Origin of the sequence: Microbispora hainanensis (assembly GCF_036186745.1) — a bacterium.
Lineage (GTDB): Bacteria > Actinomycetota > Actinomycetes > Streptosporangiales > Streptosporangiaceae > Microbispora.
Map to the genome: position 1 here is coordinate 7,721,233 of NZ_CP108086.1, position 14,634 is coordinate 7,735,866.

A 14,634-nucleotide genomic window follows, 5' to 3' on the forward strand; every position below is an offset into this window, starting at 1 on the left:
TCAGGCGGAGGCCGATCCACCCGCCAGATGGTGCACGAACCAGTCGCGGGCGAGCCTTGCGACCGTCTCCAGCGCGCCCGGCTCCTCGAACAGGTGCGTGGCGCCCGGCACGATCTCCAGCCGGACCGGCGCTGTCATCGCCCGCATCGCCTCCCTGTTGAGGTCGAGGACGACGGAGTCACGCCCCCCTACGATCAACAGCGTCGGCTGGCGCACCGAGCGGAGCGCGCCTCCCGCGAGGTCGGGCCTGCCGCCCCGGGACACCACCGCCCTGACCAGGCCGGGCCGCGTCGCCGCGGCGACGAGCGCGGCGGCGGCGCCCGTGCTCGCGCCGAACAGGCCGACGGGCAGGCCGCCGACGACCTCGTCCTCGGGCAGCCGGTCGGCCAGCGCGCCCACCCGGTCGGCGAGCAGGCCGATGTCGAAGCGCAGGTGGCCGGTGAACGCGTCGACGCGTTCCTCCTCCACGGTGAGCAGGTCGGCCAGGACGGTGGCCAGCCCGGCCCGCTGCAACTCCCTGGCGACGTATCGGTTGCGCGGGCTGTGCCGGCCGCTTCCGCTGCCGTGGGCGAACAGCACCGCTCCCCTGGCATCCCTGGGGACCGCCACGTCGGCGTCGAGCACGACGTCGCCGACCGGCATCCGTACGCTGAGTTCCACATCGCTCATGACGCCCGCCCCCCTCGGCCGTGCCCGGCTCGGCGGCGCCGTACGACATCAGGATGACGCCGCACAACCAGGACAGCGCTGGACAATCGGGGGCCGTACCCCGGGCCGGCCCAGACAAACCGGGACAACTCTCGGCAAACCAGGAACGACGCGTCAGGCGCGGCGTGAGCGCAGCGCCTTGAGCACCCGCACGCCGCCGTCCTCCCCGGCGCGCGCGCCGTCCACCAGGCGCCGGTATTCCTCCGACTCCATGGGACACAGCGCGATGCGTCCGTCCCGGTCGAACAGCAGGCCCCAGCCGTGTCTCTTCGCCAGCGGCGACGACCTCAGGCACGCCTGGGGACGGGAGAAGAACTCCTTCCTGAGCTCCGCGCGCCGCTCGGCGGGCAGGTCCGCCGACAGGTCCTGACGGCGCAGCCAGGTCTCGAACAGCACGTCCTCCTGCGTCAGGCCGTACGGCGCGCCGGAGATCAGCTCGTACTGGAGGACGGCGACGGTGGGTTTGCCGCCTCGGCCCCGGGGCACCTCCGCGGCGGTCACCGGGCAGTCGTCGGCGACCGCGATGAGCGTCGAGTAGTAGTTCAGATCCTCGGGCATGGCTCCACTATGCCCGAGGAGATCGCCGGCTTTCCTCACTCCGGTCGCACATGGAAGACCTGCGGAGGGCCGCGGGCGGGCGGGGCTCCTCGATGAGACGCACCTCTTCCGGCAGCCCGTCCACGTGCACCTCGCCGCTGTCCTCCCGGGCCTCCAGGTCGACCCGGGTGCCGGCGATCGGGAAGCCGGAGATGCGCAGCTCCCCGAATCCCTTGGGCAGCACCGGCGCGATCCACACCCTGCGGCTCGGCACCCACGGGTCGACGCGGAGCAGGAGCCGCAGAAGCTGGATCGGCGTGGCCGAGGCCCAGGCTTGCGGCGAGCACGAGGTCGGGTAGGGCACCGGCAGGTCGAACTCCGCCCTGTCGAACCCGCAGAAGAGCTCGGGCAACCGGTCGCCGAAGGCGCGGGCGGCGTCGAGCAGGCCGGTGGCGATGCGCTGGGCCTCCTCCACGAACCCGTAGCGCATGAGCCCGGACGCCACGAGCGCGCTGTCGTGCGGCCAGACGGACCCGTTGTGATAGCTCATCGGGTTGTACGCGCCCATGTCGGAGGCGAGGGTGCGGATGCCGAAGCCGGAGAACATCCGGGGCGACAGCAGGTGCCCGGCCACGGCCGGGGCCTTGTCGCGGTCGACGATCCCGGACCACAGGCAGTGGCCCATGTTGGAGGCGAGCGCGTCGATCGGGCGGCCCTCGTGATCGAGCCCGACGGCGAAGTAGCCGCGGTCGGGCAGCCAGAACCGTTCGTTGAACCGGGCGCGCAGCTCCGCGGCCCGTTGCCGGTAGAGCTGCTCGGTCTCGGTGTCGCGCGCCTCCTTGGCGAAGTAGTGGCGGGCGATGTAGGCGGCGTAGACGTATCCCTGCACCTCGGCGAGGGCGATGGGCGGCCGCGCGATCGTGCCGTCGGCGAAGTTGATGCCGTCGAAGGAGTCCTTCCAGCCCTGGTTGAGCAGGCCCTGGTCGGTCTTGCGCTGGTACCACAGGAACCCGTCGCGCATGCCGTACCGCTCGATCCACTCCAGCGCGGCGTCGGCGTGCGGGATCAGCCGCTCCACCGCCGCCCGGTGCAGGCCCCAGCGGCGCAGCTCGCCGAGAAGGATGACGAACAGCGGGCTGGCGTCGACCGAGCCGTAGTAGGCGTGCCCGGCGGCCGACCTGTCGTCCTTCCTGGCGCCGTAGCGCAGCTCGTGCATGATCTTGCCGGGCTCCTCCTCGGTCAACGGGTCGACCTTGGTGCCCTGCAGGGCGGCCAGCCGTCCCAGCGTGCCGTGCGCCAGCTCGGGATCGAGCGGCAGGGCCATCCACGAGCTGAGCAGCGAGTCGCGGCCGAACAGCGTCATGAACCAGGGCGCCCCGGCGGCGACGGTGGGCGGCAGCTCCGGTTGCCCGGGATCGAACAGCCGCAGTGCGCCGAGGTCCTTCTGCGACTGACGCAGGATTCCCGCCAGCGCGGTGTTGGTCGTCGTCACCTTGGGCAGGCGCTTGTCCCACTCGAAGAGCTGACCGGCCCGCTGGACCAGCGCGGGCGACAACTGCTTCTCGGTGTACCACGGCTCGGTCTCGATCCCGTCGATGATCGGGTTGGCCTGCACGCAGCCCGCCCACTCGCCGCGCGCCGGCACCACCACGCGGAAGACGAGCAGGCGCGGGTTGATCATCGGCAGCACGGGGGTGCCGTCGGCCTTGGCGATCACCCGCACTCCCCTGGCCTTGCTGCCCGAGAACATGCGCAGCGACCGCTCGTCCGCGACGGTGGTCACGTCGGCCACCCAGTGCACCCGGTGGGTCTTCACCTCGAACAGGTCGCACACGTCGGAGCCGATGTGCAGGGTCACCATGCAGCCGGCCGGCTCGTGGGACATGTTGCGGATGGTGATGTCCTCCGACAGCCCGCCGCCGACGTACCGGTCGCGCACGATCAGCAGCGTGCTCTCGGCCTGCCCCGGCCGCGGCGATGTCCGGCCGACGAAGGTCGCGTGGTACGGCTCGCCCGCGAGGACCTGGAGCTCCTCGATCGGGCTGTCGTCGACGCGCAGCTCCCAGTGGGACAGCAGCCGGGTGTCGGCGTAGTAGATCCCCTGCGCCGACCCGGGCAGGATGTCGCCGTTGCGGGCCGACACGCAGAACGATCCCCCGGCCACGAGTGTCATGGCCCCGCCGATGGCGCTGGGCTGTCCCTCGAACGTCCATCCGCTCGTCATGCCGATCACCCCGGCCCCCGGTGGCTGTTCCGACGGTGCCCTCATACCCGGAGGTGGCGCGAATTTTCGCCTGATATGCGGCCTTGTTTCCGTATCCAGTGATCCAGAGGGGTTTACTCGGCCATGACCCGGCGTTTCCTACCCTTCCGCCATGCACAGGTGGATGAGCTCGGAGGGACATGAGGTAGACGTGGTCGTCATCGAGGGCCGCGCCCTGCTGCGCGTGCGACACCTGGGCTACCACATCGGCTACTGCGCCTCCGTCGCGGAGGTGGCGGCCCACCTCGATCTCGCCGACCTGGTGGAGGTCGTCGACCTGCCTCACGCCGCCAGGGGCCGTGGACACGGATGACCCGTGGACAAGGATGAGGGGTGAGCCGGACAGGCTCACCCCTCCCTCTGATCACCGCGTCGCCTCACCGCGGCGCGGACGCTCAGTCCTCCCAGCCCGGCATGTTCCAGAAGCTGTCGGCGGCGGCCGGCTTGGGCTGTGCCTTGGCCTGGGCCTTGGCCGGGGCCTTGGCCGGGGCCTTGGGCTTGGCCTTCGCGGTGGTCTTCGCCTTGCCGGCCTGCGGCATGCCCCAGCCCGGCATCATCCCGCGCACCCAGGCGTCGGCGGCCTCGTCGTCGTCGGCCTTCGACGGCTTACCCGCGAGGTCGTTGCCGGACATCTTGGTAATCGTCGGCTGGTTGGACGTGGGGCGAAGGAAGACGTCCTGCGGCGAGCCCTGGCCGCTGTTCCCCTTGGCGGGCATCGTGAACATGGAGCCCGGCTGCGATCCGCTCACCTGGTTCCCGTTCGCGCCGGCCAGCGGGCCGCCTCCGGCGGGATTTCCGACCGGCTGCGTGCCGGCCTGCCGGCCCTGGGCCGTGTCGCCGCCCGGCGCCTGCCTGCTCTGGTCGTTCGCCGCCGGTCCGCTCGCCCGATCCTCGGCCTCGTCGTCCGCCGGGAAGAACGGGCCGACCTTCGCGCCCTTGTCCAGGATGTCCAGGCTCTTGGACGCGACGACGTCGGGCTCCTCCGGGTGGTTCATCGCCATGGCGGCGATCTGCTTGCCGGGCGACATCGGCTCCTTGGCGGACAGCGGAGCCGGGTCCGCGGGAGCGGGGCCGGAAAGCAGGGCCGCAGCGAGTACGGCAGTACAAAGAGGCATGAGAATTTCCCCCGAAATCTCGTGGACGGTACAAGAACGAAGGTAAGCGCACGATGCCGGGCCATCACGGACCCGATGCTCAGTGTCCGGTCAAATAAGAGGATCAGCCGCTTCAGGACATAGACTCCCAGCTCACCCCCTGCTTCGCTCATTACGGAAATGACCGCGCCATGCTCCAAGTGCCCGTACGGCAATGCATGCGGTGAAATCGCGCGGCGAGAGACCGGGGAAGAGGCGGGAGAAGGCGGGGAAGCGGCCCGGGGACGGCGTGAAGGACACAGGGAAACCGCGAAAAACGGAACGGGGGCGAGCCGTGAGCGGCTCACCCCCGTGAAGGCTGTTTCCGTACGACGGCCGATCACCTCGGCATGAGAACCTTGTCGACCGCGTAGATGGTGGCGTTGCTCGTCGCGATGTTTCCGCAGGTCACAGTGGCGTCGTTGACCTTGAGCGTGGAGTCGGACCCCGTGACGGTGAGCTTGCGCCCCTCGAGAGTGGTGAGCTCGCCGTGCATGTCCGCGGGCGCCTTGCGCCCCTTGACCACGTGGTAGGCCAGCAGCCCCCGGAGCGACTTGCGGTTCTTCATCAGCTGGTCGAGCTGGCTCTTCGGGATCTTGTTGAACGCGTCGTTCGTCGGCGCGAACACCGTGATGTCCTGGGCGGAGTTGAGCGTCTCCACCAGGCCGGCCTTCTTCACCACGCGCGCCAGCGTGGAAAGCAGCGGGACGTCGGAGATCGCGGTGCCGACGGGCACCTTGGCCAGCTCTGCGGGGCTGCCCTTGCCCGAGGCCGGCAGCGAGGAGCAGCCCGCGCCGACGGGCGTTCCGGAGACGGACGGAGACGCGGACCCCGACGCGGTGGGGCTCTCGCTCGCCTCCGCGCTGGGAGTCTCGCTGGTCATGTCCGTCGCGGTCTCGTTGGCCGCGACCGGAGCGGGATTGCCGCCGCCCTGGCCGCCGCACGCCGCGGACATGGAAAGCGCCGCGGTCAGGGCGGCAAGGGCGAGCAGACGGGTATTCATGATCGTGTTTCCTTAGTCGTGGAAAGGTCGTTGCTGGGTGGTTGGTCGGGTGCGTGATGAGACACGGGACGGGCGCACCGATCGGTCCCGGGGACCGGACGCGGTGCCCGGCGTGCCACCCGCACGACCGTCCGCGCCGTCGGCGACCCCTGTGGACGGCGACACCGGAAGAGCCCGCCACACGGGCTCAGGACCGGTGTGGCGGGCCGTTCTGACGGGCCGGTCACACGGGCCTCTTCCGTCAGGCCGTCTGGGGTTGGCTCACTAGCGCGGCCGCTGATGCTGGCGGGGCCTGGTGACCGGCTTCTTGCGCGCCGTCTTCGGCTGGGCCGCCTTCTGCTCCGCCTGCGGCAGCGGATAGATCCTGGTCGACTGGACGCCCTGCACCGGGCCGAAGGTGAACGGCTGCGGCGCCTGTGCGTTCGAGCCGGAAGCGACGACTGGCCGGATGAAGACGTCGCGTGTCTTGGGATCGATCACCGGGACGTACTTGGTCGTGGTCTCTCCATCGGCCTCCGTGCCCTCGATCGTGACCGGCGAGCGGGGAGCCGTGGCGCTGTCGTCGCGCTCGCCCTCCGTCCCGCTGGGGGTCATCCATGGCGGCGCCTGGGGAATGGTGGACGAGGGTCCCCCGGCCTGCGGCACCATGGCGGGCAGGGTCGCGAATTGCGGCCGGCCCGTGGACGGCGACGCGGCGTTGGTGTTGTCCGTGGTTGCCCTCGTACCGGGCGGTGCCGGGTCCGGCGGCACGGCGGCCGGCCCGGAAAGCAGGGCGGCGGCCAGTACGGCTGTGCAGAGAGGCATGAGACTCCCCCGAGGTCATGGATGGTACGAGCACGACGGTAAGCGCCGCACCGGGGAGTGATCACGCATCCGACGACCAATGTCCGGTCAAGCATGATGATCGGGCGCTTCACCCGTAAAGATCCCATCAGTCCCGCGAGCGGCCTCGGCACGGCCGTGGAGAGGGCCGGAGCGGGACGGGCAGCGGGGCCCGTAGGGTGCCGTTTCCTCACGGGACCCGCGGGTGAGGGGGCCGGACGGGCTCGCCGGCGCACCGCCGCTTCGCCCGCGGTCTCACTCGGGCAGCCTGACCTCGATCGGCACCACGATCGGCGGACACTGGGGCGGGTGCGGCACGGGCCGCCGCTCGAAGTAGTGCTCCAGGGCCTGCCGCAGCCGGTCGAGCGCCTCGTCGACCGAATGCCCCTCGCAGGCGACCTCGACCTGAACGCACCGCGCACAGTACAGGCCGTCGTCCTCGGGGGTGACGGTCGCGGTCAGCCGCACGGTCCGTCCCATGCTCCCACCGTGCGCGGTGACGGGCCGAGGTAATCCCGGCACCCGGGCAACAGTACGGAGATCCCCCGCCCGATCGGCTCGGCGACCTATGCGCTTCGCGCCGATTTTGCCTGATAGAGAGGCATTTCGGTGGCCAGTCGCGAGGCGGGCGGGCTTCCTCGGGTAGGGCCGGGCCCATGGGCAAGAAGGACAAGAAGGAAGAGCCGTCGGCGGGCGACGAGGTCACCTGGAAGAGCCACGGCGGCGAGGCGGCCGGCAAGGTCGAGAAGAAGATCACCGAGCGTACGGAGGAGGCGGGCCGCACCGTGGCCGCCTCGCCCGAGGACCCGCAGTTCCTCGTACGTAGCGACAAGAGCGGTGGGACGGCGGTGCACAAGCCGTCGGCCCTGCATCCGAAGGAGTGACGTGACCGCCGACAGGAAGCAGACCGCCGCCGAGTTCGGTGAGGCGGTCAACATGTCCGCGGACGAACTGGAGCGATGGCTGCGCGAGGAGCCGTCGAAGGCGGTCGGCGACAAGCCGGACGGCGGCGAGTCGACGGGCCGCGAGTCCGGCCGGCACATCGTCGCCATCCTCCGCAAGAAGACGAGCGAGCTGGACGACGAGGACTACGCCCACATGCGCAAGGTCGTCGGATATGTCCGCCGGCACCTGGCCCAGCGCCCCTCGGGCGACGTGCGGGACACCCGCTGGCGATACTCCCTCATGAACTGGGGCCACGACCCGCTGAAATAGCGCCTTCGAACGGCCAGGTCCGCCGCCCCGGGGGTACGCAGGCACCTCACCTCGTGCCGCCAGGTGCACGACGGGCGGTCCGCGACGCCGGGTCCCCCGCGTGCCGACGCGAGGTGCCCTGCGGCAGGTCCGCGACCGGGTTCGCGAACGTGCCGCCGCGCGTTACCGCCAGGTGCACCACAGCCGGTCCGTGACGCCCGGTTCGCGGGCGCGGGGACGCGCCCGCCGTGCCGGTCGTCTTGCCGCCGCTATGTCGTCTCCGACGAGTCACGCCCCGCTGCGCGTGGCCGAGGTCGGGGGGTATGGCGACGGAGACTCGCTAATCAAGCGTCTTCTTCCAGTGGAAGCCGCCGGGCAGGTTCACGGTGAGGGTGCGGCGTCCGTCCGCCGTCTTCGTGACGCGGAAGGCGCGTCCGCCGAAGCTGTGCCCGACGCCGCCGCGCGAGAGGTTGAGCCTGAACGGTCCCATCTTGATCGCTTTTCGGTAGCTCCAGCCCATGAGTTCCTCCTTGTTCTGCCGTGGCCTCGCGACTACCCCGGAGGACGATCAGCACACCGGCCGACGGATCATCTCCGTTTACGACCGTGCTGCCGGGTATGGCCACCAAAGAGCAATCCGGCCGTCAGGAACGCGATCGGATCGCCGAGCGGGCGCCGGAGGCGACGGACCCGACCTCGTCGGCGGGTCTCCGCCTCCTCGCGGGGACGCCTGCCCGAGAGCGGAAGGAGCTGTGCGATGGGACACGCCGGAGTGATGCTGGAGACCTATCCCGCCGACCTCGGCGGCGTGGACAGGCAGGTGCTCGCCAAGTGCATCGAGGCCTGCTTCGACTGCGCGCAGACCTGTACGGCCTGCGCCGACGCCTGCCTGAGCGAGCACGCGGTGGCGGGGCTCGTCCGCTGCATCCGCACCAACCTCGACTGCGCCGACATCTGCGCGACGACGGGCCGGGTGCTGTCGAGGCACACCGGCTACGACGCGAACCTGACGCGCGCCCAGCTTGAGGCGTGCGCGCAGGCGTGCCGCAGTTGCGGCGACGAGTGCGGCCTGCACGCCCACATGCACGAGCACTGCCGGGTCTGCGCCGAGGCGTGCCGTCGCTGCGCCCAGGCCTGCAACGAGTTGCTGGCCGCGCTCGGCTGAGCACCCGCACTCTGACCTTCTCCCCGAGGCCGGTTCATCAGGGCGGTTCATCAGGGCGGCTCTCTTGGCGGCTTCCACGGCGCGGCCTCGCCCGCCGTACGTCGCCGGGGCGTTGGCATGGCCGCGGCAGGGACCGTGTAAAAACTGTTCCTATGGCAAAGGAAGCGGACGAGGAGCCGATCGGCGACGACCTGGAGGCCGTCACCGCAGCCGTGCTCACCGCCTCGCGTGTGCTCGTCGCGATATCGGCACGGTCGCTGGCCGCGGCGGAGGACCGGGTCACCCTGCCGCAGTTCCGCATGTTGATGGTGGTCGGACAGGGCGAGACCAAGCTGGTGACGCTGGCGGACAAGCTCGGCGTCAATCCGTCGACGGCCATGCGCATGGCGGGCCGCCTCGCCGTCGCCGGCCTGCTGAAGCGCGAGGTGAATCCGCAGAACCGCCGGGAGACCCTGCTGCGGCTGACCGACAACGGGCGGCGGATCGTGGAGGAGGTCACCGCCCGGCGCAAGGAGGAGATCGCCGCGATCCTCACGCGAATGCCGGCGTCCCAGCGGCAGGCCCTCATCACCGCCATGCGGGAGTTCAACGACGCGGCGGGCGAGCCGCCCGCCCGCATCGCCTTCCCGCTCGGCTGGCCCGGCCCGTCCGCCTGACCACCGCCTGAGCGGCTTCCACGCCGTCGCCCCGGGCACAGGCCGAAATCCAGGCGCAGGGTCGTCGGAGATTCAGCGCCCGGAGGCGGCGCAGGCCCCGGCGATTCAGCGCCGGACGCGGCTTCCGCGGGGTCGGCTCAGGGCGAGCGCCCTGGGATCCAGCGCCTTGAAGGGGATCCAGTGCTCTGAAGCGCGACCCCGGAATCAGCAGCCGTCGGCGGCGCAGGCTCCGGGGATGAGCCCGGGGGCTCCATCGGCGCCGGACGGCACCTCACCCTGGTCCTGGCTGCTGCCGCCCTTCGAACCGCCGCCCTTCGAGGCGCCGCTCGTCTTGCCAGACGAGCCGGTCCCGGTGTGGCCCGTGCTCTTCCCTCCGGAGGCGGAGCCGCCGCCCGAGGAGGCGGAGGCGGTGTCCGCGCCGCCACCACCGGACGCCTGCGATCCGCCGGCGCCCTGGTCCCCTGCGCCCTGATCGTTCGCGCCCTGATCCGCTGAGCCCTGGTCGGCCGGGCCCTCCGCGTCCTGTCCGCCCTCGCCGCCCAGTCCGTCGCCCTGTCCGTCGCCCCGTCCGTCGCCCCGTCCGTCGCTCTGTCCGTCGTCCGCGGCGGAACCGGTGTCCTGGGCGGGGGCCGACTGGCCGGTCCCGGCCCCGGCGGGCGGGTCCGCGGGACCGAACCCGCCGCGCAGCGCGAAGCCCGCTCCCCCGGCCGCGAGCACGGCCACCAGGGCCACGGCGGCGATGACGACGGGCTTCATGTTCCTGGTCCTGGGGGGCGGCTCCTGCCGGCTGGAGAGGATCTCCTGCCGGAGCCGGTCATCGTGGCTCGTCTGTGACGGGACGCGCCCTTGCATGCGAGACAACTCCCAGCGGTCGTGTTCGGGGGAAACCTCCACGGCTTCCGCGGGTGGCTGCCCACCCTAACTCCACCCGTGACCAAATTTCACATAGACGGCTAAACAATCATGAATCTCCATAGGCCGCCGGACCTGCGGTGTCACGACAAGTCCCCCGAGCATGCTCATTCTTGAGCAAACAAGGAGTAAAGGCCCTCGGTAGCATCCCAGTGCCACTCCGGCTTCCCGCCCAGATCAGCGCGTGGGAGACCGAGACCCCGCCCGGCCGGTCACCCGTCAAGCTGAGCGCCGTACAGCGAAGGAAGAATCGATGACGGACGCCCGCCTTGCCTTTCCCGTGACGGAACGGGCCTGCCCGTTGGATCCGCCGCGGGAGTACGCCAGGCTCCGGCTCGAACGGCCGGTCAGCCAGGTCGACCTGCCCAGCGGCCAGTGGGCGTGGCTGCTCACCCGGCACCAGGACGTGCGGGCAGTGCTCGACGATCCTCGGTTCAGCTCCGACATGAGCCGGCCCGGGTTTCCCAACCTCTACGCCAAGCCCGTCGAGCCCGTGCTCAAGGGCACGTTCATCCGCATGGACGGCGAGGAGCACGCCCACTATCGGCGCATGCTGACCGGGGAGTTCTCGGTGAAGCGTGTGGAGGCCATGCGCCCGGCGGTCGAAGCGGTCGTGGACGGCTGTCTCGACCGCATCGAGACGTCCGGCTCCCCGGCCGAGCTGGTGCGCGATCTGGCACTGCCGGTGCCCTCCCGGGTCATCTGCGGGATGCTCGGCGTCCCCCACGAAGACCACGGCACCTTCGGCGGCTATCTGCAGACGCTGTTCGACGCCAAGAGCGACCGCGAGCAGATCGGCGCCGCGAAGACCGGCCTCGCGGCCTACCTCGACCGGCTCGTGGCCGACAAGGAGCGCGAGCCCGGCGATGACCTGATCAGCCGTCTCGTGACCGAGCAGGTGCTCCCCGGACGGCTGAGCAGGCAGGAGCTGATCACGATCTCCTGGATGCTGCTCGCCGCGGGTCACGAGACGACCGCCCACATGATCGGCCTGGGGGTGCTGACCCTCCTGGAGCACCCCGATCAGCTCGCGGCGGCCAAGGCCGATCCGAAGCTGATGGCGTGCGCTGTGGAGGAGCTCCTGCGGCACCAGACCGTCATGCAGCTCGGCATGACGCGGGTGGCCGTGGCGGACGCCGTGGTCGGCGGGCAGCTCATCCGGGCCGGCGAGGGCGTCATCGCCCTCCTCGCGATGGCCAACCGCGACGGTGAGGTCTTCCCCGACGCCGACAGGTTCGACATCCGCCGCGGCGCGCGCAACCACGTCGCCTTCGGGTACGGCCCGCATCAGTGCCTCGGGCACACGCTCGCCCGGCTGGAACTGCAGGTCGCGTTCACCCGGCTGTTCGAGCGGTTCCCGGGCCTGCGCCTGGCAACCCCCGTCGAGCGGATCCCCTTCCGCTACGACGCGATCGTGTACGGCGTGCAGGAACTTCCCGTCACCTGGTGACAGGGGCCGCGCGCCCGCAGGACGAGATCGGACGAGCCGGTCCCCGTACGCCGGGGCGGCCGAGGAGGAAGTATGCGTGTCAGCGTCGACACCAGCCGATGTTGCGGAGCGGGGACGTGTGTCCTCATCGCGCCCGGCGTCTTCGACCAGACCGACGACGAGGGCACGGTCGTCCTGATGGACCCGTGCCCTCCGCGGAAGTTGTGGAACGACGTGCGGGAGGCGGCGGTCGCGTGTCCCCGCAGCGCCATCGACGTCGACGACGAATGAGGGGCAGGGCCTTCCCTGCCCCTCATCGCGTCCGGGATGCGCCGGCGCGGCGCCTGTGACCACCTCTCGAACTCCGACCAGCCCAAATAGGCACGACAATGCGCACGATAAGCGCACTTTTCACATTAAGCATGCTTCGCTTAAACTCTAAGCGGATCATGAGGCGTTGACATCATTGGGGGGTGTATGCGTCGGGCATCCGGCTCTTTACAGGTTGGCGAGCGGCTTCGCGCCCTCTGTTGTACCGCTTCCGATCACACATCTGTCGTCAGACTCAACCGCAACGAGCATTTATACGTATGCGGTGAACAGGCGAGTCATCTCTACATCATCATCAGCGGCCGGCTGAAGACGGTCAGCGTCTCGCGCTCGGGCAAGGAGTGCCTACTGGGCATCCACACCTACGGCGACCTGCTGGGCGAGTCCTGCCTGCTGGGCGGCAGGCGGGGCGAGACGGTGACCGCGATGACCCCGGCCACCCTGCGCAAGATCCCCCGGGCGAACTTCCTGTCCGCGCTGGCGGACGACGGTCTACTCGAGGACTTCCTGTGCTACCTGGCCCATCGCCTGACCGAGCAGCAGCAGGTGATCACGAGCCTGGTCACGGCGGACAGCGAGGAGCGCCTCGCGCACACCCTGCTGCGCCTGGCCCGCAAACTGGGCACGCCCAAGGCCGGGAAGCTCTGCATCCACGACAAGATCACGCAGGAGGAGCTGTCCGGCATGGTCGGCACCACCCGCTCCCGGGTGGGCTATTTCCTCAAGCGCTTCCGCGACAGCGGGCTGATCGAGAGCCGGCCGGACGCCTTCCTGGCGGTGGACGAGGAACGGCTGGGCGACTACATGGAAGCGATTTCCTGAAATTCGGACGAACGTCGTCCGGCGGAACAGGACGGCCGGGGCGGTTTTCCGCGCCCGGCCGTCGGCCTTTCATCCGAACGATTTCGAATCCTCAGGAATACAACCGATCATCGGGGGTAGGAAAATGCTTTTTGGACCGCCGGGGCCGCCCGTGATCATGCGGGCGCGCGGAATACCACGCTGCCGTTGAATCCGCCGAAGCCGAAGCCGTTCGAGAGGGCGACCCCGATATCGGCGCGGACCCCGCCGGTGGCCGGCGCGAACCGGAGACCCGGGTCGGCGGGGTGCGCGAGCCCCGGGTTGGGGTGAACGAACCCGCCCCGCATCTGCACGACGGTCGCCACCGCCTCGACCACCCCCGCCGCCGCCAGGCAGTGGCCGGTAAGGGCCTTGGTGGAGTTCACCCAGGCCCCGCCCACCGCCTCGCCGAGCACCCACCGCAGCGCCTCCGCCTCCGCCGCGTCCCCCAGCGGGGCTCCGGTGCCGTGCGCGTTCACGTACGACACGTCGCCGGGCGAGACGCCGGCCCGGCTCATCGCCCGGGTCATCGTGGCCGCCTCGGCCTCGCCGTCGGGCTCGGTGAGGCTGTTCGCGGCCAGGCGCAGGTCCCATCCGGCCAGCTCGGCGAGCACCTCGGCGCCCCGCGCCCGCGCGGACCGCCGCGACTCCAGCACCACGCACGCGGCGCCCTGGCCGTAGGCGAAGCCGCCGTGCGTCTCGTCGAAGGGCGGTCCCACCGGACCCGGGGCCATCGCGCCGACGTTGAGCAGGGCCCGCTCCTCGATGGCGGACAGGTCGGCGAGGGCGCCGACGACGAGGCACACGTCGGCCTCTCCTGTGGCGACGAGGCGGGCGCCGTGCACGAGGCCGGCGTTGCCGCTCGCCGAGGCCGCGCCCACGGTGCAGCCCTCCCCCCTGATCTGGAGCAGCTGGCTGATCGTGCCGACGTGATCGGTGTCGAGGAGCCGCAGGGCCGCACGCGGGGGCAGGTGGGCGGGCCGGTTCGCGTACCGGTCGTGCAGGTCCGTCAGGTGCCGACCGGTCAGGTTACTCCCGGCGACCACGAGCCCCACGCGGTCGCCCGGCACGGCCGCGATGTGCAGGCCCGCCCCGATCCAGGCCTCGGCGGCCACGCCGACGGCGGCGCGCAGCGGCAGCGGGGCCCGCCGGGTGAGCCGTTCGGCGGAGCGCCGCAGGGCGTCGGGCGCGCCCGCGGGCAGGACGGGCAACGCCTCGCGGACCTCCTCGTCCAGCAGGGCGGCCGGAGGGCCTCCGTCAGGGCACGAGCACACGCCCCGCCGTCCCTCCCGCAGCGCCCGCTCGAACGCGCCGGCGTCGCCCGCGATCGCACAGACCACGCCGACGCCCGTGACGGTCACCGTGTGCATCGCAGCGCCTCCATCGGAACGTGCCGCTCAGGCATGCGTGCGCAGCAGTTCGACGAGCTCCCCGACCGGCGCGCCCTGACGGAACTCCGACAGCGGCACCTCGATCGCGAGCTCCTCCATCACCGCGGTGACGATGTCGGCCCGGTCCACGCTGTTGCAGCCGAGGTCGGCCAGGCTGCGGTCGGGCGTGATCTCAGCCGGGTCGATCTCCGGGACCACCGCCACCGTCTGCCGCCGGATCGATTCGAGGATCGCGACATCGTCCATGCACC

Annotated in this window: 19 protein-coding genes; 8 read left to right on the forward strand and 11 right to left on the reverse strand. The window is 70.9% G+C overall.

Annotated features, from left to right (window positions below; genetic code table 11):
• The 3 genes from OHB01_RS35200 to OHB01_RS35210 all read right to left on the reverse strand — a co-directional run bounded on the left by OHB01_RS35200 (window position 1) and on the right by OHB01_RS35210 (window position 3,469).
• Window positions 1-669, reverse strand: a complete 669-nt coding sequence (locus tag OHB01_RS35200) for a dienelactone hydrolase family protein (RefSeq protein ID WP_142648911.1) — start codon at window positions 667-669, stop codon at window positions 1-3.
• 153 nt (window positions 670-822) lie between these two features.
• A complete protein-coding gene (locus OHB01_RS35205) occupies window positions 823-1,266 on the reverse strand; it encodes a DUF6157 family protein (RefSeq protein ID WP_142648910.1) in 444 nt (147 codons plus the stop codon).
• Window positions 1,267-1,273: 7 nt separating this feature from the next.
• Window positions 1,274-3,469, reverse strand: coding sequence for a glycogen debranching N-terminal domain-containing protein (locus OHB01_RS35210; RefSeq protein ID WP_142648909.1), 2,196 nt, complete (start codon window positions 3,467-3,469; stop codon window positions 1,274-1,276).
• Between the two features lie 151 nt (window positions 3,470-3,620).
• Between OHB01_RS35210 and OHB01_RS35215 the strand changes: the two genes are divergently transcribed.
• Window positions 3,621-3,821 carry a transposase gene (locus tag OHB01_RS35215; protein ID WP_142648908.1) on the forward strand — a complete coding sequence of 67 codons (201 nt, stop codon included), beginning with the start codon at window positions 3,621-3,623 and terminating at the stop codon, window positions 3,819-3,821.
• Window positions 3,822-3,903: 82 nt separating this feature from the next.
• Here OHB01_RS35215 and OHB01_RS35220 read toward each other — a convergent pair whose 3' ends face one another.
• The 4 genes from OHB01_RS35220 to OHB01_RS35235 form a co-directional block, all read right to left on the reverse strand.
• A complete protein-coding gene (locus OHB01_RS35220) occupies window positions 3,904-4,623 on the reverse strand; it encodes a hypothetical protein (RefSeq protein ID WP_147943985.1) in 720 nt (239 codons plus the stop codon).
• Window positions 4,624-4,981: 358 nt separating this feature from the next.
• Entirely contained in the window at window positions 4,982-5,644 is a 663-nt protein-coding gene (locus tag OHB01_RS35225) for a fasciclin domain-containing protein (RefSeq protein ID WP_142648906.1), read from the reverse strand.
• Window positions 5,645-5,908: 264 nt separating this feature from the next.
• Window positions 5,909-6,448, reverse strand: coding sequence for a hypothetical protein (locus OHB01_RS35230; RefSeq protein WP_142648905.1), 540 nt, complete (start codon window positions 6,446-6,448; stop codon window positions 5,909-5,911).
• A 273-nt stretch (window positions 6,449-6,721) separates the two neighbouring features.
• Window positions 6,722-6,946, reverse strand: coding sequence for a type II toxin-antitoxin system HicB family antitoxin (locus OHB01_RS35235; RefSeq protein ID WP_142648904.1), 225 nt, complete (start codon window positions 6,944-6,946; stop codon window positions 6,722-6,724).
• Between the two features lie 176 nt (window positions 6,947-7,122).
• Between OHB01_RS35235 and OHB01_RS35240 the strand changes: the two genes are divergently transcribed.
• Window positions 7,123-7,350: a DUF2945 domain-containing protein gene (locus OHB01_RS35240; protein WP_142648903.1), complete on the forward strand. Its 228-nt coding sequence runs from the start codon at window positions 7,123-7,125 to the stop codon at window positions 7,348-7,350.
• 1 nt (window position 7,351) lies between these two features.
• Complete coding sequence (locus OHB01_RS35245) at window positions 7,352-7,681, forward strand: DUF3140 domain-containing protein (RefSeq protein WP_142648902.1); 330 nt, start codon at window positions 7,352-7,354, stop codon at window positions 7,679-7,681.
• A 319-nt stretch (window positions 7,682-8,000) separates the two neighbouring features.
• On the opposite strand, the gene OHB01_RS35250 is transcribed toward OHB01_RS35245, so the two are convergent.
• Entirely contained in the window at window positions 8,001-8,180 is a 180-nt protein-coding gene (locus tag OHB01_RS35250; protein ID WP_142648901.1) for a DUF4236 domain-containing protein, read from the reverse strand.
• A gap of 237 nt (window positions 8,181-8,417) precedes the next feature.
• Between OHB01_RS35250 and OHB01_RS35255 the strand changes: the two genes are divergently transcribed.
• On the forward strand, window positions 8,418-8,825 hold the full coding sequence (locus OHB01_RS35255; protein ID WP_205830475.1) for a four-helix bundle copper-binding protein: 408 nt from the start codon (window positions 8,418-8,420) through the stop codon (window positions 8,823-8,825).
• A gap of 152 nt (window positions 8,826-8,977) precedes the next feature.
• Window positions 8,978-9,481 carry a MarR family winged helix-turn-helix transcriptional regulator gene (locus OHB01_RS35260; protein WP_147943986.1) on the forward strand — a complete coding sequence of 168 codons (504 nt, stop codon included), beginning with the start codon at window positions 8,978-8,980 and terminating at the stop codon, window positions 9,479-9,481.
• Between the two features lie 204 nt (window positions 9,482-9,685).
• Here the strand turns inward: OHB01_RS35260 and OHB01_RS35265 are convergent, their stop codons facing one another.
• Window positions 9,686-10,237: a hypothetical protein gene (locus OHB01_RS35265; protein WP_142648899.1), complete on the reverse strand. Its 552-nt coding sequence runs from the start codon at window positions 10,235-10,237 to the stop codon at window positions 9,686-9,688.
• A 409-nt stretch (window positions 10,238-10,646) separates the two neighbouring features.
• Here OHB01_RS35265 and OHB01_RS35270 point away from each other — a divergent pair, with 409 nt between their 5' ends.
• The 3 genes from OHB01_RS35270 to OHB01_RS35280 all read left to right on the forward strand — a co-directional run bounded on the left by OHB01_RS35270 (window position 10,647) and on the right by OHB01_RS35280 (window position 12,974).
• Window positions 10,647-11,843, forward strand: coding sequence for a cytochrome P450 (locus OHB01_RS35270; RefSeq protein WP_142648898.1), 1,197 nt, complete (start codon window positions 10,647-10,649; stop codon window positions 11,841-11,843).
• A gap of 72 nt (window positions 11,844-11,915) precedes the next feature.
• The gene (locus tag OHB01_RS35275; protein ID WP_142648897.1) at window positions 11,916-12,113 is read left to right on the forward strand and encodes a ferredoxin; all 198 of its coding nucleotides are present in this window, start codon (window positions 11,916-11,918) and stop codon (window positions 12,111-12,113) included.
• A 186-nt stretch (window positions 12,114-12,299) separates the two neighbouring features.
• Window positions 12,300-12,974 (forward strand): Crp/Fnr family transcriptional regulator, encoded by a 675-nt coding sequence (locus OHB01_RS35280; RefSeq protein WP_142648896.1) that lies wholly within the window; start codon window positions 12,300-12,302, stop codon window positions 12,972-12,974.
• A gap of 155 nt (window positions 12,975-13,129) precedes the next feature.
• On the opposite strand, the gene OHB01_RS35285 is transcribed toward OHB01_RS35280, so the two are convergent.
• Window positions 13,130-14,362: a beta-ketoacyl synthase N-terminal-like domain-containing protein gene (locus OHB01_RS35285; protein WP_147943988.1), complete on the reverse strand. Its 1,233-nt coding sequence runs from the start codon at window positions 14,360-14,362 to the stop codon at window positions 13,130-13,132.
• Between the two features lie 27 nt (window positions 14,363-14,389).
• Window positions 14,390-14,629, reverse strand: a complete 240-nt coding sequence (locus tag OHB01_RS35290; RefSeq protein ID WP_142648894.1) for a phosphopantetheine-binding protein — start codon at window positions 14,627-14,629, stop codon at window positions 14,390-14,392.
• Window positions 14,630-14,634 lie beyond the last annotated feature (5 nt).

What these genes read in the sequence shown, in the direction of transcription:
- OHB01_RS35200 (WP_142648911.1), bottom strand. Translation starts at nt 669, where the DNA reads ATGAGCGATGTGGAACTCAGCGTACGGATGCCGGTCGGCGACGTCGTG.
- OHB01_RS35205 (WP_142648910.1), bottom strand. Translation starts at nt 1,266, where the DNA reads ATGCCCGAGGATCTGAACTACTACTCGACGCTCATCGCGGTCGCCGAC.
- OHB01_RS35210 (WP_142648909.1), bottom strand. Translation starts at nt 3,469, where the DNA reads ATGACGAGCGGATGGACGTTCGAGGGACAGCCCAGCGCCATCGGCGGG.
- OHB01_RS35215 (WP_142648908.1), top strand. Translation starts at nt 3,621, where the DNA reads ATGCACAGGTGGATGAGCTCGGAGGGACATGAGGTAGACGTGGTCGTC.
- OHB01_RS35220 (WP_147943985.1), bottom strand. Translation starts at nt 4,623, where the DNA reads ATGCCTCTTTGTACTGCCGTACTCGCTGCGGCCCTGCTTTCCGGCCCC.
- OHB01_RS35225 (WP_142648906.1), bottom strand. Translation starts at nt 5,644, where the DNA reads ATGAATACCCGTCTGCTCGCCCTTGCCGCCCTGACCGCGGCGCTTTCC.
- OHB01_RS35230 (WP_142648905.1), bottom strand. Translation starts at nt 6,448, where the DNA reads ATGCCTCTCTGCACAGCCGTACTGGCCGCCGCCCTGCTTTCCGGGCCG.
- OHB01_RS35235 (WP_142648904.1), bottom strand. Translation starts at nt 6,946, where the DNA reads ATGGGACGGACCGTGCGGCTGACCGCGACCGTCACCCCCGAGGACGAC.
- OHB01_RS35240 (WP_142648903.1), top strand. Translation starts at nt 7,123, where the DNA reads ATGGGCAAGAAGGACAAGAAGGAAGAGCCGTCGGCGGGCGACGAGGTC.
- OHB01_RS35250 (WP_142648901.1), bottom strand. Translation starts at nt 8,180, where the DNA reads ATGGGCTGGAGCTACCGAAAAGCGATCAAGATGGGACCGTTCAGGCTC.
- OHB01_RS35255 (WP_205830475.1), top strand. Translation starts at nt 8,418, where the DNA reads ATGGGACACGCCGGAGTGATGCTGGAGACCTATCCCGCCGACCTCGGC.
- OHB01_RS35260 (WP_147943986.1), top strand. Translation starts at nt 8,978, where the DNA reads ATGGCAAAGGAAGCGGACGAGGAGCCGATCGGCGACGACCTGGAGGCC.
- OHB01_RS35265 (WP_142648899.1), bottom strand. Translation starts at nt 10,237, where the DNA reads ATGAAGCCCGTCGTCATCGCCGCCGTGGCCCTGGTGGCCGTGCTCGCG.
- OHB01_RS35270 (WP_142648898.1), top strand. Translation starts at nt 10,647, where the DNA reads ATGACGGACGCCCGCCTTGCCTTTCCCGTGACGGAACGGGCCTGCCCG.
- OHB01_RS35275 (WP_142648897.1), top strand. Translation starts at nt 11,916, where the DNA reads ATGCGTGTCAGCGTCGACACCAGCCGATGTTGCGGAGCGGGGACGTGT.
- OHB01_RS35280 (WP_142648896.1), top strand. Translation starts at nt 12,300, where the DNA reads ATGCGTCGGGCATCCGGCTCTTTACAGGTTGGCGAGCGGCTTCGCGCC.
- OHB01_RS35285 (WP_147943988.1), bottom strand. Translation starts at nt 14,362, where the DNA reads ATGCACACGGTGACCGTCACGGGCGTCGGCGTGGTCTGTGCGATCGCG.
- OHB01_RS35290 (WP_142648894.1), bottom strand. Translation starts at nt 14,629, where the DNA reads ATGGACGATGTCGCGATCCTCGAATCGATCCGGCGGCAGACGGTGGCG.